The 26,597-nt window shown below is 61.3% G+C and carries 26 protein-coding genes; all 26 read left to right on the top strand.

From position 1 onward, the window contains the following. The 26 genes from DWV43_RS01565 (at position 1) to DWV43_RS01440 (ending at position 26,457) form a co-directional block, all read left to right on the top strand. Complete coding sequence (locus DWV43_RS01565; RefSeq protein ID WP_035138537.1) at positions 1–945, top strand: aspartate carbamoyltransferase catalytic subunit; 945 nt, start codon at positions 1–3, stop codon at positions 943–945. After that, the gene (locus tag DWV43_RS01560; RefSeq protein WP_117564269.1) at positions 929–2,218 is read left to right on the top strand and encodes a dihydroorotase; all 1,290 of its coding nucleotides are present in this window, start codon (positions 929–931) and stop codon (positions 2,216–2,218) included. The genes DWV43_RS01565 and DWV43_RS01560 overlap by 17 nt, the downstream gene beginning before the upstream one ends. A gap of 116 nt (positions 2,219–2,334) precedes the next feature. Next, entirely contained in the window at positions 2,335–3,102 is a 768-nt protein-coding gene (locus tag DWV43_RS01555; RefSeq protein WP_117816891.1) for a dihydroorotate dehydrogenase electron transfer subunit, read from the top strand. A 14-nt stretch (positions 3,103–3,116) separates the two neighbouring features. Continuing rightward, positions 3,117–4,025: a dihydroorotate dehydrogenase gene (locus DWV43_RS01550; protein ID WP_006236128.1), complete on the top strand. Its 909-nt coding sequence runs from the start codon at positions 3,117–3,119 to the stop codon at positions 4,023–4,025. Continuing rightward, a complete protein-coding gene (pyrF, locus tag DWV43_RS01545) occupies positions 4,019–4,735 on the top strand; it encodes an orotidine-5'-phosphate decarboxylase (protein WP_117564271.1) in 717 nt (238 codons plus the stop codon). The genes DWV43_RS01550 and pyrF overlap by 7 nt, the downstream gene beginning before the upstream one ends. Before the next feature lie 239 nt (positions 4,736–4,974). After that, positions 4,975–5,283 carry an integration host factor, actinobacterial type gene (gene mihF, locus DWV43_RS01540; RefSeq protein ID WP_006236130.1) on the top strand — a complete coding sequence of 103 codons (309 nt, stop codon included), beginning with the start codon at positions 4,975–4,977 and terminating at the stop codon, positions 5,281–5,283. Further along, the gene (gene gmk / locus DWV43_RS01535; RefSeq protein ID WP_117629178.1) at positions 5,284–5,853 is read left to right on the top strand and encodes a guanylate kinase; all 570 of its coding nucleotides are present in this window, start codon (positions 5,284–5,286) and stop codon (positions 5,851–5,853) included. A 5-nt stretch (positions 5,854–5,858) separates the two neighbouring features. Further along, entirely contained in the window at positions 5,859–6,140 is a 282-nt protein-coding gene (locus tag DWV43_RS01530; RefSeq protein WP_035138532.1) for a DNA-directed RNA polymerase subunit omega, read from the top strand. Further along, on the top strand, positions 6,141–7,385 hold the full coding sequence (gene thiI / locus DWV43_RS01525) for a tRNA uracil 4-sulfurtransferase ThiI (protein WP_117758525.1): 1,245 nt from the start codon (positions 6,141–6,143) through the stop codon (positions 7,383–7,385). A gap of 213 nt (positions 7,386–7,598) precedes the next feature. Further along, the gene (locus DWV43_RS01520) at positions 7,599–8,312 is read left to right on the top strand and encodes a helix-hairpin-helix domain-containing protein (protein WP_158550964.1); all 714 of its coding nucleotides are present in this window, start codon (positions 7,599–7,601) and stop codon (positions 8,310–8,312) included. Beyond that, the gene (locus DWV43_RS01515; protein WP_117816874.1) at positions 8,309–10,606 is read left to right on the top strand and encodes a DNA internalization-related competence protein ComEC/Rec2; all 2,298 of its coding nucleotides are present in this window, start codon (positions 8,309–8,311) and stop codon (positions 10,604–10,606) included. The genes DWV43_RS01520 and DWV43_RS01515 overlap by 4 nt, the downstream gene beginning before the upstream one ends. A gap of 84 nt (positions 10,607–10,690) precedes the next feature. Then, a complete protein-coding gene (holA, locus tag DWV43_RS01510) occupies positions 10,691–11,653 on the top strand; it encodes a DNA polymerase III subunit delta (RefSeq protein ID WP_117816875.1) in 963 nt (320 codons plus the stop codon). A 133-nt stretch (positions 11,654–11,786) separates the two neighbouring features. Continuing rightward, the gene (rpsT, locus tag DWV43_RS01505) at positions 11,787–12,053 is read left to right on the top strand and encodes a 30S ribosomal protein S20 (protein WP_022094714.1); all 267 of its coding nucleotides are present in this window, start codon (positions 11,787–11,789) and stop codon (positions 12,051–12,053) included. Positions 12,054–12,149: 96 nt separating this feature from the next. Further along, positions 12,150–13,961 carry a translation elongation factor 4 gene (lepA, locus tag DWV43_RS01500; protein WP_117757122.1) on the top strand — a complete coding sequence of 604 codons (1,812 nt, stop codon included), beginning with the start codon at positions 12,150–12,152 and terminating at the stop codon, positions 13,959–13,961. A gap of 4 nt (positions 13,962–13,965) precedes the next feature. After that, on the top strand, positions 13,966–15,009 hold the full coding sequence (gene dusB / locus DWV43_RS01495; RefSeq protein ID WP_117816876.1) for a tRNA dihydrouridine synthase DusB: 1,044 nt from the start codon (positions 13,966–13,968) through the stop codon (positions 15,007–15,009). A 2-nt stretch (positions 15,010–15,011) separates the two neighbouring features. Beyond that, complete coding sequence (hemW, locus tag DWV43_RS01490) at positions 15,012–16,244, top strand: radical SAM family heme chaperone HemW (RefSeq protein ID WP_117816877.1); 1,233 nt, start codon at positions 15,012–15,014, stop codon at positions 16,242–16,244. Positions 16,245–16,302: 58 nt separating this feature from the next. Beyond that, a complete protein-coding gene (locus DWV43_RS01485) occupies positions 16,303–17,406 on the top strand; it encodes a DnaJ domain-containing protein (RefSeq protein ID WP_199569308.1) in 1,104 nt (367 codons plus the stop codon). A gap of 81 nt (positions 17,407–17,487) precedes the next feature. Then, positions 17,488–18,636, top strand: coding sequence for a molecular chaperone DnaJ (gene dnaJ / locus DWV43_RS01480; protein ID WP_117816878.1), 1,149 nt, complete (start codon positions 17,488–17,490; stop codon positions 18,634–18,636). A gap of 9 nt (positions 18,637–18,645) precedes the next feature. Next, the gene (locus DWV43_RS01475) at positions 18,646–19,938 is read left to right on the top strand and encodes a MiaB/RimO family radical SAM methylthiotransferase (protein WP_117816879.1); all 1,293 of its coding nucleotides are present in this window, start codon (positions 18,646–18,648) and stop codon (positions 19,936–19,938) included. Continuing rightward, entirely contained in the window at positions 19,919–20,905 is a 987-nt protein-coding gene (locus tag DWV43_RS01470; RefSeq protein ID WP_117816880.1) for a PhoH family protein, read from the top strand. The genes DWV43_RS01475 and DWV43_RS01470 overlap by 20 nt, the downstream gene beginning before the upstream one ends. Then, positions 20,902–21,411 carry an rRNA maturation RNase YbeY gene (gene ybeY / locus DWV43_RS01465; RefSeq protein WP_117816881.1) on the top strand — a complete coding sequence of 170 codons (510 nt, stop codon included), beginning with the start codon at positions 20,902–20,904 and terminating at the stop codon, positions 21,409–21,411. Before DWV43_RS01470 ends, ybeY begins: the two co-directional genes overlap by 4 nt. Before the next feature lie 9 nt (positions 21,412–21,420). Next, on the top strand, positions 21,421–21,798 hold the full coding sequence (locus DWV43_RS01460; RefSeq protein ID WP_117816882.1) for a diacylglycerol kinase family protein: 378 nt from the start codon (positions 21,421–21,423) through the stop codon (positions 21,796–21,798). A 12-nt stretch (positions 21,799–21,810) separates the two neighbouring features. Further along, complete coding sequence (era, locus tag DWV43_RS01455) at positions 21,811–22,881, top strand: GTPase Era (RefSeq protein ID WP_199569310.1); 1,071 nt, start codon at positions 21,811–21,813, stop codon at positions 22,879–22,881. Positions 22,882–22,893: 12 nt separating this feature from the next. Further along, positions 22,894–23,643 carry a DNA repair protein RecO gene (gene recO / locus DWV43_RS01450; protein WP_117816883.1) on the top strand — a complete coding sequence of 250 codons (750 nt, stop codon included), beginning with the start codon at positions 22,894–22,896 and terminating at the stop codon, positions 23,641–23,643. 138 nt (positions 23,644–23,781) lie between these two features. Continuing rightward, positions 23,782–24,060, top strand: a complete 279-nt coding sequence (gene rpsO, locus DWV43_RS01445) for a 30S ribosomal protein S15 (RefSeq protein ID WP_006235963.1) — start codon at positions 23,782–23,784, stop codon at positions 24,058–24,060. A gap of 150 nt (positions 24,061–24,210) precedes the next feature. Then, entirely contained in the window at positions 24,211–26,457 is a 2,247-nt protein-coding gene (locus DWV43_RS01440; RefSeq protein WP_117816884.1) for a polyribonucleotide nucleotidyltransferase, read from the top strand. The last annotated feature ends 140 nt before the right edge of the window (positions 26,458–26,597 follow it).

Genomic DNA, 26,597 nt, shown 5'->3' with positions numbered 1-26,597 from the left:
GTGGCGTTCAACCATAAGCACCTGATCGACATTACCGAGTACTCCGAAGAGGACATCAAGCTCATCCTCGAGACCGCCAAGGCGTTCTCTGAGGTCAACGAGCGTGCGATCAAGAAGGTCCCCACGCTCAAGGGCAAGACCATCGTCAACATGTTCAACGAGCCCTCGACGCGCACCCGCAGCTCCTTCGAACTCGCCGAGAAGCGTCTTTCGGCCGACAGCCTCAACTTTGGCGGCTCCTCGACCTCCACGGTCAAGGGCGAGAGCCTCGTCGACACCGTCGAGACCCTCAATGCCTACAAGATTGATTGCATCGTCGTTCGCGATAAGCACGCCGGTGCTCCCTACATCGTCACGCAGAACTCGCCCGCGAGCGTCATCTGCGCCGGCGACGGCAAGCACAACCACCCCACGCAGGCCCTGCTCGACCTGTACACCATCTGGGAGCACAAGGGTGACTTCCACGGTCTGAAGGTCGCCGTCGTCGGCGATATTGCGCACTCCCGCGTGTGCGGCTCGCTGATCCCCGCACTTAAGATCATGGGCTGCGAGACCTACGCCGTCGCCCCCGGCACGCTGCTGCCGCCGGCGCCCGAGGTCCTGGGCTGCGACCACGTGACGAGCGACCTCGATTCCGTCCTGCCCGAGCTGGACGTCGTCTACATGTTGCGCGTGCAGCAGGAGCGCCTCGAGGGCGCACCGTTCCCCACGATTCGTGAGTACCACAAGCTCTTCGGTCTGACCAAGGACCGCGAGAAGCTCATGAAGCCCGATGCGATTATCTGCCACCCGGGCCCCATCAACCGCGGCGTTGAGTTCGACTCCTATATGGCCGACCACCCGCAACGCTCCGTCATCCTGGAGCAGGTCTACGCCGGTATCTGCGTGCGTATGGCTATCCTGTATCTGCTGCTTGGAGGTGCCGATAATGGCCTTGCTTCTTAAGAATGCCCACGTCGTCGATCCGTCCGTCGAGCTTGACGGTGTCGTCGACGTCCTGATCGACGGTGACAAGATCGCCGAGGTCGGCGAGAACCTCGCCGCCGAGGGAGCCGAGGTCCGCGACCTTTCCGGCAAGTATCTCGTCCCCGGCCTGGTGGATATGCACGTGCATCTGCGCGAGCCTGGCTATGAGGTCAAAGAGGACATCGAGAGCGGCACCCGCGCTGCTGCCAAGGGCGGCTTCACCGGCGTGTGCGCCATGCCCAACACCGATCCCGTCACCGATAACGGCACCGTCGTGGAGTTCGTCAAGTCCCGCGCTGCCGAGGTCGGCCACTGCCGCGTCTATCCGTCGGGCGCCATGACCCGCGGTCTTAAGGGCGAGGCCATGTCCGAGATGGGCGATATGGTCGCCCACGGCGCCGTCGCCTTCACCGACGATGGTCGCGGCGTGCAGGGCGCGGGCATGCTCCGTCGCTGCATGGACTACGGCAAGATGTTCGGCAAGGTCTTTATGAGCCACTGCCAGGACGAGGATCTGGTCGGCCACGGCCAGATCAACGAGGGCAAGGTCTCGACCCGTCTGGCCCTCGAGGGTTGGCCGGCCGCCGGCGAGGAGCTTCAGATTGCCCGCGACATCGAGATTGCCAAGCTGACCGGTGCCAAGCTGCACATCCAGCACATCTCCACCGCTCATGGCCTGGAGCTCGTGCGTGCCGGTAAGGCTGCCGGTGTCCAGGTGACCTGCGAGGCCACCCCGCACCACATGTTCCTGACCGAGAACGACCTGGACGAGACCTACAACACCTCGCTCAAGGTCAATCCGCCGCTGCGCACCGACGAGGATGCCGAGGCCATCCGTCAGGGTGTCATCGACGGTACCGTCGACGCTATCGTTACCGACCACGCTCCCCACACCCCGTGGGAGAAGGCCCGCGAGTTCGAGCTCGCGCCCTTTGGAATGATTGGCCTCGAGACTTCGCTGTCGCTCGTGCTCACTGAGCTGGTCAACACGGGCAAGATGAGCGTGAGCCGCATGGTTGAGCTCATGGCCATCAAGCCGCGTGAGATTCTGGGCCTCGATCAGGTTCAGGTCAAGGCGGGCTCTGTCGCCGACCTGACCGTGTTCGACCCCTCCGCAACCTGGACGGTTGGCGAGGACGGTTACGAGTCGCGCGCCGAGAACTCCGGTTTTGCCGGCCGCACGCTCACCGGTCGTGCCACCGATGTATTTGTCGGTGGCAAGCAGACGCTCGCCGACGGCTGCATCTGCTAGCATAGCCTTATCGCTTTTGTGCGCGGCGCCCTTGCGGTGCCGCGCTTTCTGTTCGTTTAGACCATGCAACCGCATGGGGGATTGGAGCGTCTATGCCCACACCTTCCACTGCACGCATGCACGACTTCGAGGTCGTCTCGAACCGGGAGATCGCCGACGGCATCTTCTCGCTCGTAATCTCGGCCCCCAAGCTTGCAAGTGCGCTCAAGCCCGGTCAGTTTGTGAACATTGCCGTGCCCGGCGATGCCTCCTCGCTGCTTCGCGTGCCCCTGAGCTTCTATCGCGCCGACGCCGAGGCCGGCACCGTCGAGCTGTGGTACGCCGTCGTGGGCGACGATACCCGCCGTTTGTCTCAGATGGGCCCTGGCTCCACCTCTAACCTGTTGGGCCCCGGTGGCCGTGGCTGGATGGTACCCGAGGGCACCAGGAAGGCACTGCTCGTCGCCGGTGGCATCGGCGTTCCGCCTGTGCTGTGTCTTGCCGGCATGCTTGCCGAGCAGGGTGTTGATGTGGACGTGTGCCTGGGCTTTGGCACCGCTTCCAAAGTCGTGGGTGTCGATGAGTTCCGTGCGCTGGGCGCCACGGTTAACGTGTGCACCGACGACGGTTCGCTCGGCACGCACAGTTTTTGCACCGATCCGGCAGCCGAGCTGCTTGGAGAGGGCGGCTACGACTACGTCGCCAGCTGCGGCCCCGCCGTCATGATGAAGAAGGTCGCCGCCGCTGCCGCCGAGGCCGGTGTGTACTGCGAGGTGTCGCTCGAGCGTATGATGAGCTGTGGCTTTGGCGCCTGCAACACCTGCAATGTCGAGACGGTCGACGGTATGAAGGGTGCTTGTATGTGCGGCCCCGTGTTCGATGCTTCCAAGGTGGTGGTCTTCTAGTGGGTACCGTGAACATGGCCGTCGATTTCGGCGGCGTCAAGATGCAGAACCCCATCAACACCGCAGCCGGTACCTTTGGCTACGGTTGGCAGTTCCAGAACTTCTTTGATGTTTCCCAGCTGGGCGCCATTACCACCAAGGGCTGTGCCGCCGAGCCTTGGCCGGGCAACCCTGCGCCCCGCATGGCCGAGATTCCCGGCGGTATGATCAACTCCGTGGGCCTGCAGAACCCCGGTGTCGCCGCCTTTGCCCGTGAGTCCGGCCCGTGGCTCGAGCAGCTGTCCAAGGACGGTTGCCAGGTCATTTGCCAGGTTGCCGGGCACTCCGTTGATGAGTTTGTGCGCGCGCTCGAGATGTATGTCGAGCTATGCCCCTGGGCTGCCGGCTACGAGATCAACGTGAGCTGCCCCAACATTGCCGCCGGCGGTGCCGCCATGGGCTCTACGCCCGAGGGCGCCTCTTCCGTCATGGCCGCCTGCCGTAAGGTGACCGATAAGCCGCTGTTCGTCAAGATGGCTCCGGTTAACGTCGCCGAGATTGCCAAGGCTCTCGAGGCCGCGGGAGCCGACGGCCTTTCGGTCATTAACTCCATCCAAGGCATGGCCATCGATGTTCATACCCGCAAGTCCCGCGTGGCCAAGCCCAAGGGCGGCCTTTCTGGCCCGCTTTGCCACCACATCGCCGTGCGCATGGTCTGGGAGGTTGCCCAGGCCGTCGATATCCCCATCAACGGTGTCGGCGGTGTCATGACTGGCGAGGATGCGGCTGAGTTTATCCTGGCCGGCGCCACCTGCGTGTCGGTCGGCATGGCCAACTTCGTCGATCCGTGTGCTTCGCTTAAGATCGCGCATGAGCTCGAGGCCTGGGCCGAGTCCCAGGGCGTAAAGGACATCAACGAGCTGGTGGGTGCTTTCGAATGCTAGAGAATGATGCCCGCGACCGTGTTATCGTCGCCCTCGACTGCGACCGTGAGCGCGCGCTCGAGCTCGCCCACGAGCTTTCGGGCCATGCCGCCTGGCTCAAGGTCGGCATGACGCTCTATTACGCTGAGGGTCCCCAGATCGTCAAGACCTTTAAGGACCTTGGCTTTAAGGTCTTCCTCGACCTTAAGTTCCATGACATTCCGCATCAGGTGCGCGGCGCTGCCCGCTCGGCCTCGCTTGCCGGTGCCGACCTGCTTTCGGTCCACGGCCTGGGCTCGGGTGCTATGCTCGCTGCCTGCCGCGAGGGTGCCGAGGAGGCGCGTGAGGACCGCGCCAAGCTCGTCGCCATCACCGTGCTCACGAGCATGAATCAGGATGCCTTGAGCGAGATCGGCGTCGAGTCGCCCGTGGCCGAGGAGGCCGCCCGCTTGGCAAAGCTTGCTCAGGCCAACGGCATCGATGGCATCGTGTGCTCACCGATGGAGGCTCATGACATGCGTGAGCTGCTGGGTCCTGATGCCCTGATCGTAACTCCGGGTGTGCGTCCGGTGGGTGCCGCCCTTGGTGACCAGTCCCGCGTGGCGACGCCTTCCCAGGCTATCGAGCGTGGCGCAAGCCACATTGTGGTGGGCCGTCCCATCACCGGTGCCGACGATCCGGTTGCCGCCTTTGACGCCATCGTCGCCGAGCTGGTCGAAAACGTCGCGTAAAAGATTCCCCTAAGTCACCACTTTTGGGTCTCATTAGCACAAAATAGCCCCTGTGCCTGCGTAAACTTTCCCATCCTTTGTGTGGAATCGCAGGTCAGGGGCTTAACTTTGGGCGCAGTATATTGCACTTTTTGCGGGTATCGTCTAACCTATGGAGCCGCGATTAGGCATTTTGTACGTTCTACGTGCTAAAATGCCAATTATTGAATCAGATATAACCCAACTATTTGGAGGTACGAATGGCACTCCCTCAGCTTACCGACGAGCAGCGCAAGCAGGCTCTTGAGAAGGCTGCTGCCGCACGTCACGCCCGCGCTGAGCTTCGCGAGCAGATCAAAAAGGGCGAGAAGTCCCTCGAGTCCGTGCTCAACTCCGATGACCCCATCGCTTCCCGCATGAAGGTTTCCACCCTCATCGAGTCTCTCCCCGGTTATGGCAAGGCCAAGGCCGCCAAGATCATGGAGGAGCTCGGTATCTCCGCTACTCGTCGCGTCCAGGGCCTCGGCGTCCGTCAGCGCGAGCAGCTCCTCGAGCAGCTGACCAAATAAGTGAGCGCTCAGGATTCCAAGCTCTTTGTGATTTCTGGACCGTCAGGCGCAGGCAAGGGTACGCTCGTCGCTCGTGTGCGCGAGCGCCGCTCGAACCTGGGTCTGACGGTTTCGGCTACCACGCGAGCACCACGCAAAGGTGAGGTCGACGGCGTCAACTACTTTTTTCTGACGCGCGAGGAGTTCGACCGCCGCGTGGCAAACGGTGAGTTTGTTGAGTGGGCCGAGGTCCACGGTAACTGCTACGGCACGTTGGTGAGCGAGGTCACATCCAAGCTCGCCTCGGGCTCGTCTCTGATTTTGGAGATCGATGTCCAGGGCGCCCTGCAGGTGAAGGAGCGTTTCCCCGAGGCCGTGCTGATCTTTATCAAGCCGCCTTCGCTTGAGGTGCTCCGCGAGCGTCTAGTCGGTCGCGGTACCGAGACGCCCGAGACGATTGAGCTGCGTATGGCAAACGCCGCCGATGAGCTTGCCCTTGCCGACCGCTACGACGACGTCGTGGTGAATGACGATCTCGACCGCGCGACCGATGAGCTCGTTCGCGTTCTCGATATGCATGAAAGGATCTGAGGTCCGTGTCCGTTGTAAAGCCTTGCATTGACGATCTTCTGGAGAAGACCGATCACAACCGCTTCCTGCTCGCTTCGCTTGCCTCCAAGCGCGCCTGCGACATCAATAGCATGCTGCGTGGCCAGCACAACCGCGTGCTTGCCGTCCAGGATGTCGATGACATCACCATCGGGCTTTCCGGTGCCGATACCATCTCGATGGCTATGGACGAGATTGTCGACGGTGACATCTCTTACGACGAGGCTCGTTACGAGAAGGCGCTTGGCCACAAGGTTGCTGAAGCCTAAATGGCGGCTCGCGTCTGCCTGGTCCACTATCACGAGGTTGGACTGAAGGGCAAGAACCGCGCACATTTTGAGCATATCCTCATGGATAACATCAAGGCGGCCTTGGCCGCCTTTTCCGTGAACGCCGTGTCTCGAATTTCCGGTTATATCCTCGTGACCTTTAACGAGCATCAGGCCGACGAGGCGGCGCGTGTCATTCGCACCGTTCCCGGCGTTGCCCGTGTGTCTTTGGCGTATCACACCAACCGCGACCCGCAGGAGTACTGCGCCGCCGCCGTGAAGGCGCTGCGCGAGTTTGGTTCCTTCGATTCGTTTAAGGTGCACGCCAAGCGCTCCAATACCGACTATGAGCTCACCTCGATTGATATCAATCGTCAGGTGGGCGAGGTACTGTGTGAGGCCTTCCCCGATAAAAAGGTCCAGATGCACGACCCCGATGCGATGGTGCACGTACTGGTGGTCCAGGGTAGCGTTTACGTGTACGCGCGCTCCGAGCGCGGCGTGGGCGGTCTGCCGGTGGGTTCTGCCGGCAAGGTCGTGACGCTGCTGTCGTCGGGTATCGATTCTCCGGTGGCGACCTGGATGCTCGCGCGTCGCGGCGCGGTGTGCGTGCCGGTGCATTTCTCCGGTCGTCCGCAGACGCCCGATACGAGCGAGTATTTGGTGCAGGACATCATCCGTGCGCTTGAGCCGGGTGTCCAGATCGGCCGTCTGTACGTGGTGCCGTTTGGCGACTGCCAGCGTGAGATTTCGGTCACCTGTCCCAGCAACCTGCGCGTGATCATGTATCGCCGCATTATGTATTCGGTTGCTGAGCGCATTGCACACATCGAGGGTGCCAAGGCCATCGTTACGGGCGAATCGCTTGGACAGGTTGCCTCCCAAACGCTTGAGAACATCATGGCCGTCAACGAGGCCGTGAAGATCCCCGTGTTCCGTCCTCTCATCGGTTCGGACAAGCAGGAGATCATCGCGCGCGCCGAGGAGATCGGTACGTTCGATATCTCGACTGAGGCCGCTCCCGACTGCTGCACGCTGTTTATGCCGCGCCGTCCCGAGACGCACGCTAAACTCGATGCCGTGCATGAGGCCTGGGAACTGTTTGATCACGAGGAGATGATTGAGCGCCTGCTCAAGCAGACCGAGTACATCGACTTCGAGAGCAACACATATAAGGCCCCTAAGACCTTAAAACGCAAACATTCGGAGCTTGCTCCGCGTGAGATTTACCAAGATTACGAGTAAATTTGTGCATAGACCGACGATGCGCCTGCATCGTCGGTCTTTTGCTATCTGGGCATTTTGCGGCTAAGTGTTCATTTGCTGACGTGTGCCTGAATAAATGGACAGATTTGTGCAAGGTTTTGGTCAGCTTTTGTTTTGACCTCGAAAACCGGTTTTGGGGCGTGGCTGTTGCGGAGCTCCTTTCCTGACACGATGATGTCGGGAGGTTTTGCTATGGCGCAGCGCGAACAACACGAACGAGTCAAAAAGATGGACCGCTGGGCGGGCAAACTGCTCGGTCATAAGGCAGTGGTGATGGCGATACTGGTCGTCATTGCGATGGCGAGTGGACTGGCAATGGCGAACTTTGGCGGCGGTGCCGGCGGTGTGTCGTTTGAGCGCACTGATGGTTCGGGCACGTTAGTGGAGCCGGGATCCGGCGATGCTTCGAGTGGAAAGACATCTGAAGGCTCTTCGCCTAAGGCGTCTGCCGCGGCAGAGGTCTATGTCGATGTTGATGGCGCCGTGGTGTCACCCGGTGTATATCGCCTCAAAGACGGGGCGCGGGTGGCTCAGGCGATTGATGCCGCCGGCGGGCTGGCGCCCGAAGCAGACGTTACGGGGCTTAATCGTGCATCCAAGGTCACTGATGGACAAAAAATTCATGTTCCAACGGTAGGGGAGCAGCAGGTGTCCATTGCGGAAGCCGGTGTTGATGGTGGGACTTCCGCATCATCAGGCGTCGGTGGCGCAACAGGCCTAGTAAACATTAATACGGCAAGCTCGGCAGAGCTGCAGACGCTCTCGGGAATCGGTCCCTCAATGGCACAGTCGATTATCGATGAGCGGACAAAGAACGGTGCTTTTGCTTCGGTTGACGATCTGATGCGCGTGTCGGGAATCGGCGAAAAGAAGCTTGCCAAAATCAAAGATTGCATCTGCGTATGAGTGCGACCGAGCGAGAGCACGTGATGCCTCCGCGGCCCCTGATTCCGTGGACGATGGCCCTGTGTGCCGGCATGTGCGTGAGCTGCGCCTTGGTGCTCAGCATAGCCGCTGATGCGCTGCTGAGGGAGCAGGCGACGGCGGTCGGGCCGCTATGGGCCATTCCCGTTGCGGCAGCGGTTTTCGTTGTGCTGGCTCACTCTTGTGCGCGGCTTGCCCCTTTGAAGCGGTGGCTGTATGCCGCGTCCGTCGGTCTCGTGGCGGGAGCGGTCGTCTCGGCGTGGTGGGCTGTGGGTGCGCTCAGCGCCTCGAAGGCGCTCGACGGTCGAGCGGCAAGCGGCCTCGAGTTTGTCGTGCAGGGTGATCCATCCATAAACGACGACGTGTATTCCTATACCTGCGAGGCACGCGCGGACGGTAAGAACTTAGCAACGGTTCGCCTATCGTGTGATCGTGAGCTCAAGGTCGGGGCGCACGTGCGTGTTATCGGTCGCGTTTCGCGTTTTGAGAACGACGCATATGGACGATCGCGCGTGCTCCGAGGCGAGGTGCGCAAGGTTAAAGCCGTTCGGATTTTATCGGTCGATGAGGGCTCTCCGGGGCCGCTGCTTCGGCTGCGAAATGGGCTGCTTGCGTCCATCGCGCCTGCGACCGACCCGGCGCGTGCGCTCATAGCCGGTGTCGTCTGCGGTCGTTCGGCCAGGCTGCGCGCCCAGCCGGCGGGCGACTGGTTTTCTGCGACGGGAACGGCACATCTTATCGCCGTCTCGGGCAGCCATTTGGCTATCGTGGGGTTTGTAATCGAGGGTGTATTGCAAAAGACTCGGTGCTCACGTGGTCTTCAGCGGGCGATATTGGCGATAACGCTTGTGGGCTATGCTGCCTTTACGGGCGCGTCTCCCTCGGCCGTGCGTGCGTGCTGCATGGTGTTCGTGACGCTTGTCGTAAACGGCGCGGGGCGTCGTCGGCACGGCCTTTCGGCACTCTTCGTAACCATGTCCATCTTTGTGCTGCTGCGGCCGACGGTGCTGTTCGAGATGGGCTTTCAACTCTCGTGTGCCAGCGTCTTAGCCATTCTGTGCTTTTGTCCCTATGCGACCTACGCTTTGGGTGAGCTAGGTGTGCCATCAGGCGTTGCCAGCGTGCTTTCCGTCACGCTGTGCTCACAACTGGCGACACTTCCCATTACCATTCCTGCCTTCGGTACGTTCTCGCTCATTGCTCCGCTGGCAAATGCGGTCATCGGTCCGGTGGTGAGCGCACTGCTCGCTGTGTCGATCGTGCTGGCTCCCTTTTCGCTCGTGGGACCGTTGCGGACTTGGGCGCTCGTTGTGCCCATGATTGCCGCCCGTTGCGCGCTGTTCTTCGAGCAGCTGTTTGCCGCCGTGCCGGGTGCATACGTGAGCGTGCCGCCCGATAGCATGTGGATTTACCTAGTGCCGTGTTTTCTGGCGGTTCTGCTGGTCTGGTGGCCGCGTCCCCGTGCACGTCCTATGGCGGTGGGGCTTGCATGCCTGATGCTCTTGGCTGCGATTCCGTACGTCTATTGGGATCGATTCGCTCCGCCTTCGGTGACGGTTCTCGATGTGGGCCAAGCCGATGCGATTCTTATCCGCCAAGGCGGCGCAGTAGCTCTCGTCGACTGCGGGCTCGACGAGCGTGTGGTTGCGGCGTTGGTTCGCAATAACGTGCACCATATCGATGCCGTTTTTGTGACGCATTGGGATGAGGACCACTGGGGTGGTTTGCCTGCCGTGCTCGAACAGTTTTCGGTCGGAACGATTGCCGTGGCGGCGGATGCGCTGGAGGATGCTCCTGCCGAGGTATTGAACCGACCTGGCGTGGAGTATCGGCAGGTGCGCCGTGGGGATACGGTCGACATCGGCTCATTTTGCGCCCGCGTGATGTGGCCATTCGAGTCCGTGGATGGCGAGGGAAATGAGGACTCGCTTGTCCTGCTGCTCTCTTATGTTCAGGAAGGTAAGGGCCTGCGAATACTTCTCACCGGTGATGCCGAGCTCGACCAAGAACGGGAATTCGTGCAGGAGGTGGGGGATATCGATGTGCTTAAACTTGGACATCACGGCTCCAAGGTTTCAGTCGATGGTGAGTTGCTGGACGTCCTGAAGCCCGAGCTTTCCCTCGCAAGCGCTGGTGAGGGGAATCGATACGGCCATCCGTCCGATGCCTGCATCGATGCCGTTAAGGAAGCGGGTGGTGTGTTCGCGTGTACCATCGAACACGGCGACATTACCGTCACACCGACTGCGAATGGCTTTGTGATGCGATGCCAGTGACCGTGACGACGTCGTTGGCGTGTGGTGGGCCCCTGGGCTAAAATGGCACGGAACGAATACGAAGGCCTGTGGGAGGGGAGCGCAATGTCCGAAACCGGTTTGCTGCCGGCATATCTGATCGTCGGTACCGACGGAGTTAAGCGCGACCACGCCGTCTCGCGTATGAAAGCGCGTCTGGAAAAATCGGGTATGGTCGAGTTCAACCTCGACGAGCGAGACATGACCAAGGACCCCGATATCGAGTCCATTATCGGATCGCTTAACACCTTTCCGATGGGCAGCGAGTTTCGTCTGGTAATCCTCGATGGCTGCTCAAAGCTCGCCAAGGCGGTCTCGGAGCCGCTCGTTGGGTATCTGGCGAGTCCCAGCCCAACAACGGTCTGCCTCATCATCGCCGACTCACTTGCCAAGAATACGCGCCTGTATAAGGCAATCGCCAAGATCGACAAGAAGGCTATCGTCGATTGCTCGGGTACCAAGCGCTGGGAACTGCCGCGCCGTGTTCAGCAGATGGCGACGCAGCGCGGTAAGTCGATTTCGACGGCGGCCGCCGAGGAGCTCGTCTCGCGTTCGGGCGAAAACACGCGCATGCTCGATAACGACTTGGCTAAGCTTGCCCAGATGGTCGAGTCGCCCCAGATTGAACTTGCCGATGTTGAGCGCTGGATTGCACGTACGGCCGAGGTCCAACCCTGGGACTTCCTCAACGCCGTCTCGGCTCGCGATATGCGGCGTTCGCTCGAGCTCTTTAAGCTCCTGCCCTCCAAGAGCTACGTGTGGACTTACACATTGCTGTGCGGTCGCATTCGCGAGCTTATCGTCGCCAAGGCGCTCGACGCGCGTGGGCAGGGTCGCGAGCTGGCCGCAACGCTCAAGCTCCAGTCCTGGCAGGTCAAGAATCACCTTACCTGGGCGCGTCGTTTTTCGATGACCGAGCTCGTCGCAGCGCTCGAGGGTGCCGTTGATGTGGAGCTCGCGCTCAAGGGTTCGGCCGATTCTGAGACCGCGCTTTTGCTCTGGATTACGAACATCTTGAGAAAATCGTGATGATACCTGCCTATTTGACAAATTCGTTCTATCCCTTTGAGAGGGAGCGTGCTATAGTAGGCGCTTGCATGACCTCACCGTGTCTCAGAGGTGTCATACATTTTTTGCAAGGAACTCGAAAGGAACTCCAGAAGTGGCAAACATCAAGTCTCAGAAGAAGCGTATCCGCACCAATGAGGCAGCTCGCATGCGTAACAAGGCTGTCAAGTCCGAGCTCAAGACGCTGACCAAGCACGTCCAGTCCGCCGTCGCCGAGGGCGACGCCGAGAAGGCCCAGGCTGCCCTCAAGACCGTCACCAAGCGTCTCGACATGGCTGCCGCCAAGCATGTTATCCACAAGAACCAGGCTTCCAACCGCAAGTCCGGTCTTGCCAAGCTCGTGAACAGCATCAACGCCTAAGTTGTAAATTTCACACCACACAGATTACGCGCATAAATGGAGCCTGTTTTATGGAACAGGCTCCATTTTTTGTACCGCTCGGGTAAGATAGTCCGCATGAATACTTCAATTGACATTTCCCACATCCGCAACTTCTCGATCGTTGCGCACATCGACCATGGCAAGTCCACGATCAGTGACCGCATCCTCGAGCTCACCCATACCGTCGACGAACGCGACATGGAGTCGCAGCTGCTCGATACCATGGATATCGAGCGCGAGCGCGGCATTACGATCAAGTCCAATGCCGTCCGCGTTTCCTATGACGCCGACGATGGTGAGACGTATCAGTTCAATCTGATCGATACGCCGGGCCACGTTGACTTTACCTATGAGGTCTCGCGTTCTCTGGCCGCCTGCGAGGGCGCGGTGCTCGTCGTCGATGCCACCCAGGGTGTCGAGGCGCAGACCGTCTCCAACGCGACGCTCGCCATGAACGCCAACTTGGACATTGTTCCGGCCATCAATAAGATCGACCTTCCCTCGGCGCATCCCGACGAGGTTAAGACCGAGATCGAGGATGACCTGGCGATCCCTGCCGATGATGCCGTGTGCGTCTCGGGCAAGACCGGCGAGGGCATCCACGATCTGCTGGAGTCCATTGTCTTTTTGATCTCTCCGCCCAAGGGCGATGCGAACGCGCCGCTCAAGGCACTCATCCTGGATTCGTACTTCGACGAGTATCGTGGTGTCGTCGCCACGGTGCGCGTCTTTGACGGCTCTATCAAAAAGGGCGATACCCTGCTTATGATGCAGGTTAAGGGCGACTTTTTGGTCGACGGCGTGGGCGTCAAGCGTCCTGCCGAGACCCCGGTCGACGCGCTGACGGTCGGCGAGGTTGGCTATGTGGTCACGGGTCTGAAGGACCCCGAGGCTGTGCGCGTGGGCGATACCCTTACGTGGGCTTCCAACCCCTGTCCCGAGCCTCTGCCGGGCTACCGCGAGGCCAAGCCCATGGTCTACACGGGCCTGTTCCCGATCGACAACAAGGACTACGAGAACCTGCGCGACGCGCTCGATAAGCTGCACGTCAACGATCCGTCGTTGGTGTGGGAGCCCGAGACGTCGGTGGCGCTCGGTTTCGGCTTCCGCGTGGGCTTCCTGGGCCTGCTGCACATGGAAGTCGTCAAGGAACGCCTGGAGCGCGAGTTCAACCTGGACCTCATTGCCACGAGTCCCTCGGTCGACTATCACGTCTACAAGACCGACGGCGAAATGATCGATGTCCGCAGTCCGCAGGACCTTCCCGAGGCCACGCGCATCGAACGTATCGAGGAACCCTACCTCAAGGCAAAGATCATCTGTCCGCCTGAGTACACGGGTGCCGTCATGCAGCTCGCCATCGAGCACCGCGGCGTCACAACCGACATGATCCACCTGACGAGCAAATCGGTCGAGATGCGCTTCGATATGCCGCTCGCCGAGCTCATCTTGGACTTCTTTGACCAGCTCAAGAGCCGTACCAAGGGCTATGCTTCGCTCGATTACGAGTTCAACGAGTATCGTCCCTCCGAGCTCGTGAAGCTCGATATTTTGCTTTCGGGCGACGAGGTGGACGCGCTGTCGTTTATCGTCCATAAGGACAAGGCATATGGCCTGGCCCGTGGCCTGTGCGACAAGCTCAAGGAGATCATCCCGCGTCAGCTGTTCGAGGTGCCCATCCAGGGTGCTATCGGCAACAAGATCATCGCCCGTTCCACCGTCAAGGCGCGTCGCAAGGACGTTCTTGCTAAGTGCTACGGCGGCGATATCTCGCGTAAGCGCAAGCTGCTCGAGAAGCAGAAAGAGGGCAAGAAGCGTATGAAGGCCATCGGATCGGTCGAGGTCCCGCAGGAGGCCTTTATGGCGATCCTCAAGGTGGACGAGTAGGTCTATGGCTCTTTCCGAATATAGTCTGCGGCTGCTGGGCGCCTATGCCGAGCAGCCGTTCCTTATGGCTCCCATGGCGGGCGTGACCGACCCTGCCTATCGCATCATGTGTCGCCGCCGCGGTGCCAACCTTGCCTACAGCGAGATGGTGAGCGTGGCAGGCCTTGCCTATGCCAGTAATAAGACGTGGCGCCTGGTGCTACCGGCCGACGAGGAGCAGCAGATTTGCGTGCAGCTCTTTGGCTCCAAGCCCGATCAGTTTGCGAGCGCCGTCGCCGCCGTCGAGGAGCGCGTTGGCGATCGCCTGTCGCTCATCGATATCAATATGGCATGTCCCGCCCGCAAGGTCGTTACCAAGGGCGAGGGTTCGGCGCTCATGCGCACGCCCGACCTGGCCGAGAAGGTCGTCGAGGCCACGGTGGGCGCGGCGCACGTGCCCGTGACCGTCAAGATTCGCAAGGGCTTTTATGCCGAGGACCGCAATGCCGCGACATTTGCCCAGATGCTTGAGGGCGCAGGGGCTGCCGCAGTCGCCGTGCATGGTCGTTGCGCCACGCAGCTCTACACGGGCCAGGCCGATTGGTCGGTCGTCGATGAGGTTGCCGACGCTGTCGAGATTCCCGTGATTGGTTCGGGCGATGTGTTCTCGGCCGAGGACGCTGCTGAGCATCTGCACGGCTCGGGTGCCAGCGCGGTGTTTATCGCGCGCGGCATCTACGGCAATCCGTGGGTGTTCGGCGATGCTCGCGCCCTTGCGCTCGATGGCACGCCGGTTCCTTCTCGCTCCTCGGTCGAGCGCTTGGACGCTCTGCGTGAGCACCTAACGCTGACGCATGAGCTCTTGCCTCTCATGTCGCGCGCCCGCACGTACGCAAGCTGGTACTTAAAAGGCATGCCCCATGCCGCCGCCTGGCGCGCTCAGGTGGTGCGTTGCTCTACGTACGAGGAGTTCATGTCGCTGGTCGATGATATCGAGCGCGATGTGGTGGCCTGCGAGGCCGCGCTTGCCGCCGGTGAGTCGGTGCCCGCTCATCCGCTGGAGGCTTAAGGGTGGCCGTTACCGCGCTGTACGTGCACGTGCCGTTTTGCGCTCAAAAATGCCGCTATTGCGACTTTGACTCGCGCAGCTTTGCTCTGTGTGATTTGGATGCTGCGCTCTATGCCTATTTTGAGCAACTGTATGCGCGGCTCGATGCTTTTGGCAACGCTGGGGCACTCAGACAGATCCGCACTGTCTACGTAGGCGGCGGCACGCCATCGCTGGCAGGGGAGCGCCTGGTGATACTTGCCCGTCGTATCTCCATGTGGTGCAAGCCCGTTGAGTTTACTTGCGAAGCCAATCCTGAGTCGCTGACCGCTGAGCTTGTCATTGCGCTTGCCAAGGCTGGTGTCACACGCGTTTCTCTGGGCGTGCAAACCCTCGACAATAACGAGTTGACTGTCATCGGCCGCATCCATAATGCCGAACGGGCGCTTGAGGCTATCGCGACGGTGAAGGACGCTGGCCTCGATGTGTCGTGCGACCTTATGTGTGGCCTTCCCGGACAGACGGCCACGAGCTGGCAGCGCACGCTCGATGGCGTGCTGGCGGCGGCTCCGCATCATGTGTCGGTTTACCCGCTCACGCTCGAGGAGGGGACGCCCCTCTATCGCATGGCATGCCGTGACGAGTCGCTCGAGCCCGATGAGGATTTTCAGGCTTCGTGCATGGACGCGGCGCGTGAGCGCCTGGGTGCGGCCGGCTACCATCCGTATGAGGTGGCAAGTTACGCGCTCGACGGCCATGAGTGCGCCCATAACATTGCCTACTGGACCGGACGGGGCTACCTGGGCCTGGGTCGTTCTGCCGCGGGCATGCTTGATGCCGAGGATTTCGATTGCCTGGCTGGACTGTTTCCCGGCGTGGCCCCCCGTTGTGACTTTCACCGCGTGCGTCTGGTTCAGCGCAACGATGACGCGACGGCGTTTGATGCCGAGTATCTGTCCCAGCGCGAGGCGGCGGCCGAGGACCTGATGCTTGCTTGTCGCATGACGCGCGGTGTTGCTTCCGACCTGTTGGTTCGCGCGGCTCGTGTCATCCCTGCCGATGAACTGACAGCGGCTTGTGACCGCGCTCTTGAGCTCGGGCTTGCCACTTGGGTGCCCGAGCACGGCGATAACCATACGGGGCCTATCGTCTCTGTCGATGTCATCGCTGGTCGCACCTGTGCCCGCCTGGCGCCGACCCACCTAGGTTGGCTCGATGGAAATGTGCTGTTCGAGCTGTTTTGGGGTCTAGCTTAGGCCGCTCGGGTAGAATTACCGCAATATATACGCTGCTGTGAGCAGGAGGTTGCCGCGCATGGCGACGATGAACGAAAAAGATTACTACGAGATTTTGGGCGTCTCCAAGGACGCCACCTCGCGTGATATCCAAAAGGCTTTCCAACAAAAGGCCCGCAAGCTCCATCCGGACGTCAATAAAGAGCCGGATGCCGAGGAGAGGTTTAAAGAGGTTTCCGAGGCCTACGCCGTGCTCTCGGACGAGCAGAAGCGTGCGCGTTACGACGCCATGCGGTCGGGCAATCCCTTTGCCGGTGCACCGACGGCTTCGCCCTATGGCGGCGGCTATGCCGGCAGCGCCGGTTACGGCAATCCCTTTGACGGCGGTTTCCCCTTCGGAGGCGCCTGGGGCCAGCCCCGTCGCGGCCAGGCGGCCTACAACCCCGAGAGTGGCGCCAACGTGGTCGTCGATATCAAGCTCGACGCCAAGGAGGCCAAGAGCGGTGCCCACAAGACCGTTCGATACACCCGCTTTGACACCTGCGGGCATTGTGGCGGATCGGGCTCCGTTTCGTCAGAGCATGCCCACACCTGTCCGAGCTGCGGTGGTCGCGGCCATATCGATGTCGACCTGTCCTTCCTGTTTGGTGCGGGCACGTTCCAGACGGTTTGTCCTGAGTGTGGCGGTTCCGGCAAGGTCGTTGCCGACCCGTGTCCCGATTGCGGCGGCAGCGGCCGTACCCGCGTAACCTCCGAGCAGACGATTGAGTTTCCCGCCGGCACGCATGATGGCGACGAGGTGCGCATCCCCAACATGGGTCACGCCGGCACGAACGGCGCTTCGGGCGGTGACCTGGTCGGTCGCGCGCACGTTGAGGCCGAGCGCCTGGAGGGTAAGGCTCGCACCGGCTTCTACCTCATGGGTATCATCGCGCCGTTTTTGGTACTGTCGGCCATCTCGGGCGTGTTCTCCGCCTTTGCCATGATGTGCTTCATTCCGTTTGCCATGGGCCTGTTCATGGTGCTGTCGGACGGCGTGCTTCATCGCAGTCTCTTGTGGTGGAAGCGCGGTGCGATGCAGTTTGCCAATGGTTTTGCCAACGGTTTTATGTTCGCGCTCGTTTCGGTTTGGTTCGCGAGCTGCTCGCAGCGGGCCGTGCTTTCGCCGTACGGAATTCAATAACATCAAACCCTCTGTTTGCGCCCGGCCCAGCTTGGGTATAGGACGCACTGTGACAATAATGAAAGTTGGAAGGATTCGGTCGTGTCGGAAAATAGGGATTACTACGAGGTACTTGGCGTTGACAAGGATGCCGACGCGCGGACGATTAAGCGCGCGTTTCTAAAGAAAGCCCGTACGGTACACCCAGATGTTTCGGACGACCCCGAGGCCGAGGCCAAGTTCAAAGAGCTCAACGAGGCCTATTCCGTTCTTTCCGACGAGCAGAAGCGTGCCAACTACGACCGTTACGGCACCGCGGACGGCCCCGGTGGCTCTGGCTATGTCGACATCAATGATATCTTTGGCGGCATGGGCATGGACGACCTGTTCTCGTCGTTCTTTGGCGGTGGCGCCGGTGGTGGCGCTCGCAGCCGTCGCGAGCGCCGTCGCGGTCGCGATATGGCCATCTCCCTTTCGGTGACGCTCGAGGAGGCAGCGCTCGGCTGCAAAAAGACGATCAGCTACGACCGTCTTGCCCCTTGCGATGACTGCAATGGTACCGGCAAGGCCGAGGGCGCGACCGAAAAGCAGTGCAGCCGCTGTCACGGCACAGGCTATGTGACGACGGTCCAGCGTTCTTTCCTGGGCCAGGTTCAGTCCTCTTCGCCCTGTCCTGACTGCCACGGCGAAGGCACGGTCATCGATCATCCCTGCGAGACCTGTGATGGCCAGGGCCGCACGCCTTCTCACGAAAAGATTGACATCGATATTCCCGCCGGTGTTTCGACCGGTCGCCAGCTGCGCGTGAGTGGTTTTGGTGAGGCCGGCCTTCGTGGCGAGCCGTCGGGCGACCTGATTGTCAACGTGCGCGTTGCCGACCATGAGCGCTTTAAGCGCAACGGTGACGACCTGTATCTGGTGAGCGATATCTCGATTGCGCAGGCCGCGCTCGGTTGCGAGATTGAGGTCGAGGGCATTATGCCTGACGAGGTCGTCAAGCTGTGCGTCCCCGCCGGCACACAGTACGGTGACACCGTGAGCGTCAACAATTACGGCATGCCGCGTATCGGCGGTGGCGGTTCGCGCGGTCGTCTGGTCGTGCAGCTGCGCGTTGTCGTCCCCACCAATCTCTCCAACAAGCAGCGGGAGCTGCTTCGCGCCTTTGCCGACGAGATGGGCGATGACGTCGCATCCGGTAAGAAGTCGGTGACCGACCGTATCAAGAGCGCCCTCGACGACATCCTCGATTAAGGAGCCCGTGTGCTCGCACCCCATATTTCCGTCGTCAACCTCGGTTGTCGTGTCAACCGGGTTGAGTCCGACCGTATCACTGCCGATCTTATGCGCCTGGGCTTTGCGATGGTGGAGCCCCGGGACGCCGACCTGATCGTTATCAATACCTGTGCCGTGACGGGGGAGGCCGAGGCCAAGACCCGCAAGGCCGTTCGTCACGCCCTGGCCTATCCGGGCGAGCCTTACGTGGTCGTAACCGGATGCGTCGTTAACTTGCATCCCGAGGAGCTGCTGGAGCTTTCCGATCGTGTGATCGCCGAACCGTCCAAGATTGACGTCGCCGAGCGCGTCTGCGAGGTGCTGGGTGTCGAATCCGATAGCGTGCCCGCCTGCAGCGATGGCGACGTTGTCGATGCGCTCGGTCGTTCGCGGCTGGGCGTGAAGATCCAGGACGGCTGCAACCACCGCTGCACCTATTGCATCGTGTGGAAGGCCCGCGGCCCCGAGCGTTCCGTGCCCGTCGAGTCCGTGCTCGAACAGGTGCGTGAAGCTCAGGAGGCCGGCGTGCCCGAGGTCGTGCTGACCGGTGTGAACCTGGGTGCCTATGACGGCAAGAGCGCGACTGACGAACATGTCGAGATCGATGAACTGCTCCAGGCCATCATGGAGCGCACCGAGATCGCCCATGTGCGTATCTCCTCGGTTGAGCCCATGGATATTTCCGAGCGCTTGCTCAAGGTGATGGCTCGATATCCGAAGCGTATCGCGCCGTTTTTGCACCTGCCCGTGCAGTCTGGCTGCACGGCGACGCTGCATCGCATGGGCCGTCCCTATAGTGCCGAGGCCTTTGAGGATACGGTGCGCATGATTCGCGCGAACCTGCCACAGGCCGCACTTTCGTGCGACGTTATCGTCGGTTTTCCTGGCGAGACGGACGAGGAGTTCGAGGAGTCGCTGGCGCTGTGCCGTCGCGTGGGCTTTTCGCGCATGCACGTGTTCCGCTATAGCAAGCGCCCCGGCACCCTCGCCGCCGACATGCCCGACCAGGTACCCCCCGAGGTTATGGTCGAGCGCAGCCGTCGCATGCGCGCGGCGGCTCAGGAGCTCGCGGTTGCCGATGCCCGCCGTCGCGTGGGTACCGTCGAGCGTGCCGTGCTTGAGTACGGTGACAATTTGACGCTCGGATCGTTCCATCATGCCCGTCTCGATGATACCTGTGGACTCACAGCCCCGTGCCTGCTCGATGTTGCTATCATCGGAGTCGATGATTCCGGCTTGGTCCATGCACGCAGGGAGGTTCATGGAAGCCTCGAAGATTAGACTTACCGTTCCTGAGGGTATCGACCCCTCGCGCGTTTTGGGCGCCGGCGACGGCGTCCTTCGTGCGCTCGAGAATTTGGTGCGTGCCCATGTGGTTGCCCGCGGTGACAGCGTTGCCGTGAGCGGCGATCCGGACGAAGTCGAGCTGGTCGCGCGTTTTTTCGAACATGCCTTTCGTGAGGCTGATGCCGGGCGCACGCTTTCTGCCGATGATGTCTCGCGCTGTCTGGCCGTTCTGCGCGACGGCGAGCATGATGCCTCGTCGCTGCGCGATGACGTGCTGCTATCGTATCGCGGTCGCGTCATCCGCCCCAAGACGCTCGGCCAAAAGCGCTATGTGGATGCTATCCGCTCTTCTACCATCACGTTTGGCCTCGGTCCCGCCGGTACCGGTAAAACCTATCTGGCCATGGCGCTCGCCGTCGCCGCGCTTAAGCGCCATGAGGTAGGCCGCCTGATCCTGACGCGCCCGGTTGTCGAGGCGGGGGAGAACCTGGGCTTTTTGCCCGGCACCCTCGAGGAAAAGATCGACCCGTATATGCGTCCGCTCTATGATGCCCTCTTTGACATGATGGATCGCGAACGCACCGATGAGCTTATGGAGCGTGGCGTGATCGAGATCGCTCCTCTCGCCTACATGCGCGGTCGAACGCTGAGCGATGCCTTTGTGGTGCTCGATGAGGCGCAAAACACAACGCCCGAGCAGATGAAGATGTTCCTGACGCGTCTGGGTTTTAATTCCAAGTTCGTGATTACCGGCGACCTGAGCCAGCGCGACCTGGTGGGTCGTCGTGGCGGCTTGGCGGATGTCGAGAAGATTTTGGGCCGTGTCGACGATGTGGCATTTTCTCACCTCGAGCGTGCCGACGTGGTGCGCCATGCCTTGGTGGGTCGTATTGTCGAGGCATACGATGCTTATGATGACGTGCGTGAGCAGCGCTCGCGCGACCGAAAGGAGTCCCGTTGAGTGTATTGATCAGCAACGATGCCGAGCTCGATACGCTGCTCGACGCGCAAGAGGTGGAGCACATCTGCGAGGTCGTGCTTGCCGCCGAGGACGTTGAGCGTGACGTCGAGATTTCCCTTTCGTATGTCGACGAGGACGAGATGCACGAGCTCAACCACGAGTGGCGCGGTATCGACCGCACCACCGATGTGCTCTCGTTTGAGTGCGATTCGGCCTTTGACGATGACATTCCCGCCGATGAGACGCTCGAGCTCGGCGATATTATCTTGGCCCCGCAGGTTATTGCCCGTCAGGCCCCCGGTTTTGGCAATAGTCCCGCCGATGAGTGCCGTCTGATGCTCGTACACGGAATGCTGCACCTGCTGGGCTATGACCACATCGAGGACGACGAGGCCGAGGTCATGGAGGCCCGCGAGGACGCCATTCTGCGCGACCTGGCGCTTGAGCGCGGTGAGGACCCCAAACTCGTCCACGTCGGCCCCATTACCAATCATGCCCACGACTAGGAGCCGTCTATGATTCCCGGATCGAACAAGGACCATCCGTCCTTTTTAAAGTCGTTCTCATACGCCATGGAGGGCTTCGTCACCGCCGTCAAGACCGAGCGCAATATCAAGGTCATGCTCGTGGCGGGCGTGTGCACCGTCATCGCCGGCTGCATCGTTGGGCTCGATATTGCCGAGTGGGCTACGGTCATCATCTGCTGCGGCCTGGTGATTCACGGCGAGTTGTGCAATACCGCCATGGAGGCGATTGTCGACCTGGCGACCCAGGAGCTGCATCCGCTGGCCAAGCGCGCGAAGGATATCGCCGCTGCCTCTGTATACGTTCTTTCCATTACCGCCGCGATCGTTGGCTTGCTTGTCTTTGCCCACGCGCTCGACTTAATTTAGAAAGGGATTCCCATGTCCGACAATATGCAGCCTACCGATGAAGTTTTGGATGACGAGGTCCTGGACGAGGCTGAAGGTGCCGATTCGTTTGACGAGGTCGAGGAGTTCGATCCGTTTGAGGGTATGAGCGACGAGGAACTCGATGCCCTGTGCGACGAGGATGAGAGCCTCGCGGGCTTTGGCGACGTGGAACCCGGTTTCCGCAGCGGCTTTGTGGCCCTGGTCGGTCGCCCCAACGCCGGCAAGTCCACGCTGCTCAACGCCTGTTACGGCAAGAAGGTCGCCATCACCTCTCCGGTGGCCCAGACGACCCGCCGCCGTATGCGCGCCGTGGTCAACCGCCCCGGTTACCAGCTGGTCTTCGTTGACACGCCGGGTATCCACAAGCCCAAGGACGGCCTGGGCTCCGAGCTCAACAAGAGTGCCCTGTTTGAGCTCAATGACGTAGACGTCGTCGCGTTTTTGATTGATGCCACCAAGCCGATTGGCAGGGGAGACGCCTGGGTTGCCGAGCGCGTCAAGAACGCTCGTTCCAAAAAGGTCCTGGTGCTCACGAAGGCCGACGAGGCCGATCCCGCCCAGGTTATGGAACAGCTCAAGGCCGCTCACGAGCTTATGGAATACGACGATGAGATCGTGACGTCGTCGGTCAAGAACTTCAACGTCGATGCGTTTATCGAGACCGTCGCTCACTTTTTGCCCGAGGGCCCGCGCTGGTTCCCCGAGGACATGGGCACCGACACGTCCGACGAGACCCTCGTTGCCGAGTTTGTGCGCGAGAAGGTCCTGCGTCGCACCCGCGACGAGATCCCTCACTCCGTGGGCGTCATCTGTGACGCGCTCGAGCAGACCAAGAAGGTCCTTCGCGTGCACGCCACGATTTACGTCGAGCGCGAAGGGCAGAAGGGCATCATCATCGGCAAGGGCGGCGAGATGATCAAGCATATTGGCATTGATGCCCGTCGTGACCTTGAGCGCATCTTTGGCACTCAGGTCTTTTTGGAGCTCGACGTGAAGGTCAAGGCCGGCTGGCGCGATGACGAGGCGCAGATTCGCCGCTTTGGCTATAACGCCGAAGATTAAGCCTCGGCGTTCATGGCAGGCTCTCGCACATATCGCACAAAGGTGCTCGTCCTCGACAAGACGAAGCTCAAGGAAACCGACCTGATCTTGACGATGCTCGACGAACGGGGACGGCAGGTGCGTGCCGTGGCTAAGGGCGCGCGTAAGCCTGGCGGTCGCCTTGCAGCCCGCTGCGAGCTCTTCTGTACCGTCGATATGCTGCTCGCGCATGGACGGTCGCTCGACGTGGTTTCTCAGGCGGAGCTTATGGAGGCGCCGCTCGGTGCCGCTCCTGACTACGAGTCGACCTGTGCCGCTAGCGCGATTGCCGAGGTTGCGCGCGTGTGCTCGTTCGAGGATGCCGAGGATCCATTTACCTTTGCCATCACGCAGCGGGCGCTCACGCTTGTCGGCTGCGGGCTCGACTCGGCACATATGGACCTGCTCGTGGCGGCCTTTGTCTTTAAACTGCTGTCGCACGTTGGTTACCGCCCCGATTTCACGGCATGCGTCTCGTGCGGCGATCCCATGCTCTCGCATTTCTCGGCCCAGGCCGGCGGGCTTCTGTGCGGGTCGTGCGCCTCGAGTGTGCCTGGCGCCGAGTTGGTATCGGTCGGCGAGGTCGCATGGCTGCGCGCTCTGATGTCCATGACCTTCGATGCCCTTATGGACGAGCAGATCGATCCGCATACGGCTGCGTTTTTGCTGGGGCTTTCGCATGTTTGGGCCGCCACGCACACCGATCAGCGGCTCCGTGCGATGGAATTCATGTTGGGTCGGTGATGATGCGCAGGCGCGCGCCGCTTGTGGTAACATACCGACCTGTTGGTACCTCGACCTTGGATGTTCGCTCCACCGGCGGCTTCCCAGTCCGAGGCGAATGGAGTCGCCCACAGGCGACGCGAAACGAAAGGTGAAACAATGACTGTTTCCAAAGAGCGCAAGGCGGAGCTGACTGCCCAGTTCGGTAACTCCCCGGTCGATACCGGTAACCCCAAGGTTCAGGTCGCCATCCTGTCCGAGCGCATCAAGGAGCTGACCGAGCACATGAAGTCCCACCAGAAGGACTTCCACACCCGTCGTGGCCTGCTCATGCTCGTCGGCCGTCGTCGTCGTCTTCTCTCCTACATCAAGAAGAACGACATCGTCGAGTACCGTGAGCTCATCAAGGCTCTGGGCATCCGCGACAACATCCAGTAAGGATTTGTACATGCTAAGAGCGTCCTGCGCAGCGGGGCGCTCTTTTTGTGTAAGGGCGTGAACAATCACGCTCTGAAGCGTGGCGGGGGCAGGGGGCCCGCGTCACATGAGAAGCCTGCAGGCAAGGGGCCTGTGGGGTAAAGGAGAACAATGACACTCGTATCCAAGACCTTTGAGCTGTACGGCAAGACCTACACCTTTGAGTCCGGCGAGCTTGCCAAGCAGGCCACCGGCGCCTGTCTGGTCAAGCAGGGCGACACCACGATGCTCGACACCGTGGTCGTCTCCAAGGAGCGTAAGAATTACGACTTCTTCCCGCTGACCGTCGACTTCAACGAGAAGATGTACGCCGCCGGCCGCATCCCGGGTGGCTACCTTAAGCGCGAGGGCCGTCCCAGCGAGAAGGCCACGCTCACGGCTCGCATGATCGACCGCCCGATCCGCCCGAGCTTCCCGGATGGCTTCCGCAACGAGGTGCACATCGTCGCTACCTCGCTCGTCGCCGACCAGGTCAACCCCTTCGACGTCATCAACGTCATGGGTGCTTCGCTGGCCATGACGCTCGGCGGCGTGCCCTTCGAGGGCCCGCTTGCCTGCGTGCGCATCGGCCGCAACGTGGAGACCGGCGAGTTTATCGTCAACCCCACCTATGAGGAGCGCGAGAACTCCGATCTGGACCTTGAGCTGGGCGGCTCTGCCGACTTCATCTCGATGGTCGAGGCTGGCGCCGAGGAGATCTCCGAGGACGACATGCTCGCCGCCATGAAGTTTGGCCAGGAGGCCCTCGCTGCCTTCTGCCAGGCCCAAGACGAGTTCGTCGCCGAGTGGGAGCAGGTCAACGGCGCTATCGTCAAGAAGGAGTACCCGCTCGACCAGCCCGTCGAGGAGGTCCAGGAGCGCATCTTCGCCCACTACGACGAGATGGCCGCTGCCCTGCGCGACGCCGACAAGCTTTCCCGCATCGGTAAGGTCGAGGCTCTGAAGGAGTCCATCCGCGCCGAGTTCACCGACGAGGAGCAGGCCGCCTGGGAGCGCGAGATCCCCGTGGCGCTCAAGAAGCTCGAGAAGAAGGCCATGCGCACCATGGTCGTCGAGACCGGCGAGCGCGTCGACGGTCGTGCCGCCGACGAGATTCGCCCCATCATGGTGAAGGATAACTACCTGCCGCTCGTTCACGGCTCCGGTCTGTTCCAGCGTGGCCAGACCCAGGTGCTTTCCGTCCTGTCGCTCGGTATGCTCAACGAGGGCCAGCGTCTGGATACCATCGAGCCCACCGAGGGCAAGCGCTATATGCACCACTACAACTTCCCGCCGTTCTGCACCGGCGAGACCGGCCGCATGGGCAGCCCCAAGCGCCGCGAGATCGGCCATGGCAATCTGGCCGAGCGCGCTTTGCTTCCGGTGCTTCCCGACGAGAACGAGTTCCCCTACGCCATCCGCGTCGTCTCCGAGGTCATGGAGTCCAACGGCTCCTCTTCGATGGCTTCGACCTGCGGCTCCACGCTCGCCCTTATGGACGGCGGCGTGCCCATTAAGCGCCCGGTCTCCGGTATCGCCATGGGCCTGATCCAGGAGGAGGGCAAGACCGTGGTCCTGTCCGACATCCAGGGTCTCGAGGACTTCCTTGGCGACATGGACTTTAAGGTCACCGGCACCACCGAGGGCATTACCGCTCTGCAGATGGACAACAAGGCCACCGGCCTTACCTTCGACATCCTGGCCCGCGCCCTGCAGCAGGCCAAGGAGGGTCGCGCCTTCATCCTGCAGAAGATGCTCGATGTGATCCCCGAGCCGCGCCACACCACGCGCAGCACCGCTCCGCGTATCGTCTCCATCCAGGTTCCGACTGACAAGATTCGCGACGTCATCGGTTCCGGCGGTAAGGTCATCCGTGGCATCCAGGACGAGACCGGCGCTTCGGTCGACATCCAGGAGGACGGCACCGTCTTTGTCGGCGGCACCGGCGAGTCCGTCGATCAGGCTGTCGAGCGTATCAAGCTCATCATCAAGGTTCCCGAGCCGGGCGAGGAGTACACCGGTCGTGTGGTCTCCATCCAGCCCTTCGGCGCCTTCGTCAACCTGCTGCCTGGTAAGGACGGCCTGCTGCACATCTCCCGCGTCGCCAAGGGCCGCGTGGAGAAGGTCGAGGACGTCCTCAACGTCGGCGACGAGGTCAAGGTCGTCGTCATCGAGGTCGACGATCGCGGCAAGATCTCGCTCGATCGTCTTGACAAGCCTGAGGCTCCGGCTCGCGCCGAGGGTTCCTCCGAGGGCGACGGCGAGCACTTCCAGCGCCGTGAGCGTCCGCGTCGCGAGCGCTCCGAGCGCAGCGACCGTCCGCGCCGTCCCGGTGACAACGGAGGCCGCAAGCCCCGCCGTCACCACGACGCCGAGTAACAGCCGTACATAACCAGCACCGCAAGGGCGACTCCGGACAGGGGTCGCCCTTTTGCTTGCGCCCGGGAGGGCCGCATATGAAGTTTCCTGCTCTACAGTCCTGCGCAAGACGGAAAGCACATTAAGTGCTTTCCTTTGCG

This window comes from Collinsella sp. AF05-9 (assembly GCF_003465595.1).
Taxonomy (GTDB): domain Bacteria; phylum Actinomycetota; class Coriobacteriia; order Coriobacteriales; family Coriobacteriaceae; genus Collinsella.
The sequence above is the reverse complement of the archived record's forward strand: the minus strand, read 5'-3'. Positions and strand labels throughout refer to the sequence as shown.

Bases quoted from the DNA above. Each gene is read 5' to 3' on its own strand.
- DWV43_RS01560 (WP_117564269.1), top strand. From the start codon at position 929: ATGGCCTTGCTTCTTAAGAATGCCCACGTCGTCGATCCGTCCGTCGAG.
- DWV43_RS01520 (WP_158550964.1), top strand. From the start codon at position 7,599: ATGGCGCAGCGCGAACAACACGAACGAGTCAAAAAGATGGACCGCTGG.
- rpsO (WP_006235963.1), top strand. From the start codon at position 23,782: ATGACTGTTTCCAAAGAGCGCAAGGCGGAGCTGACTGCCCAGTTCGGT.
- DWV43_RS01460 (WP_117816882.1), top strand. From the start codon at position 21,421: ATGATTCCCGGATCGAACAAGGACCATCCGTCCTTTTTAAAGTCGTTC.
- dusB (WP_117816876.1), top strand. From the start codon at position 13,966: ATGGCTCTTTCCGAATATAGTCTGCGGCTGCTGGGCGCCTATGCCGAG.
- era (WP_199569310.1), top strand. From the start codon at position 21,811: ATGTCCGACAATATGCAGCCTACCGATGAAGTTTTGGATGACGAGGTC.
- mihF (WP_006236130.1), top strand. From the start codon at position 4,975: ATGGCACTCCCTCAGCTTACCGACGAGCAGCGCAAGCAGGCTCTTGAG.
- DWV43_RS01555 (WP_117816891.1), top strand. From the start codon at position 2,335: ATGCACGACTTCGAGGTCGTCTCGAACCGGGAGATCGCCGACGGCATC.
- DWV43_RS01550 (WP_006236128.1), top strand. From the start codon at position 3,117: ATGGCCGTCGATTTCGGCGGCGTCAAGATGCAGAACCCCATCAACACC.
- pyrF (WP_117564271.1), top strand. From the start codon at position 4,019: ATGCTAGAGAATGATGCCCGCGACCGTGTTATCGTCGCCCTCGACTGC.
- thiI (WP_117758525.1), top strand. From the start codon at position 6,141: ATGGCGGCTCGCGTCTGCCTGGTCCACTATCACGAGGTTGGACTGAAG.
- DWV43_RS01440 (WP_117816884.1), top strand. From the start codon at position 24,211: ATGACACTCGTATCCAAGACCTTTGAGCTGTACGGCAAGACCTACACC.
- DWV43_RS01515 (WP_117816874.1), top strand. From the start codon at position 8,309: ATGAGTGCGACCGAGCGAGAGCACGTGATGCCTCCGCGGCCCCTGATT.
- DWV43_RS01485 (WP_199569308.1), top strand. From the start codon at position 16,303: ATGGCGACGATGAACGAAAAAGATTACTACGAGATTTTGGGCGTCTCC.
- DWV43_RS01470 (WP_117816880.1), top strand. From the start codon at position 19,919: ATGGAAGCCTCGAAGATTAGACTTACCGTTCCTGAGGGTATCGACCCC.
- recO (WP_117816883.1), top strand. From the start codon at position 22,894: ATGGCAGGCTCTCGCACATATCGCACAAAGGTGCTCGTCCTCGACAAG.
- holA (WP_117816875.1), top strand. From the start codon at position 10,691: ATGTCCGAAACCGGTTTGCTGCCGGCATATCTGATCGTCGGTACCGAC.
- lepA (WP_117757122.1), top strand. From the start codon at position 12,150: ATGAATACTTCAATTGACATTTCCCACATCCGCAACTTCTCGATCGTT.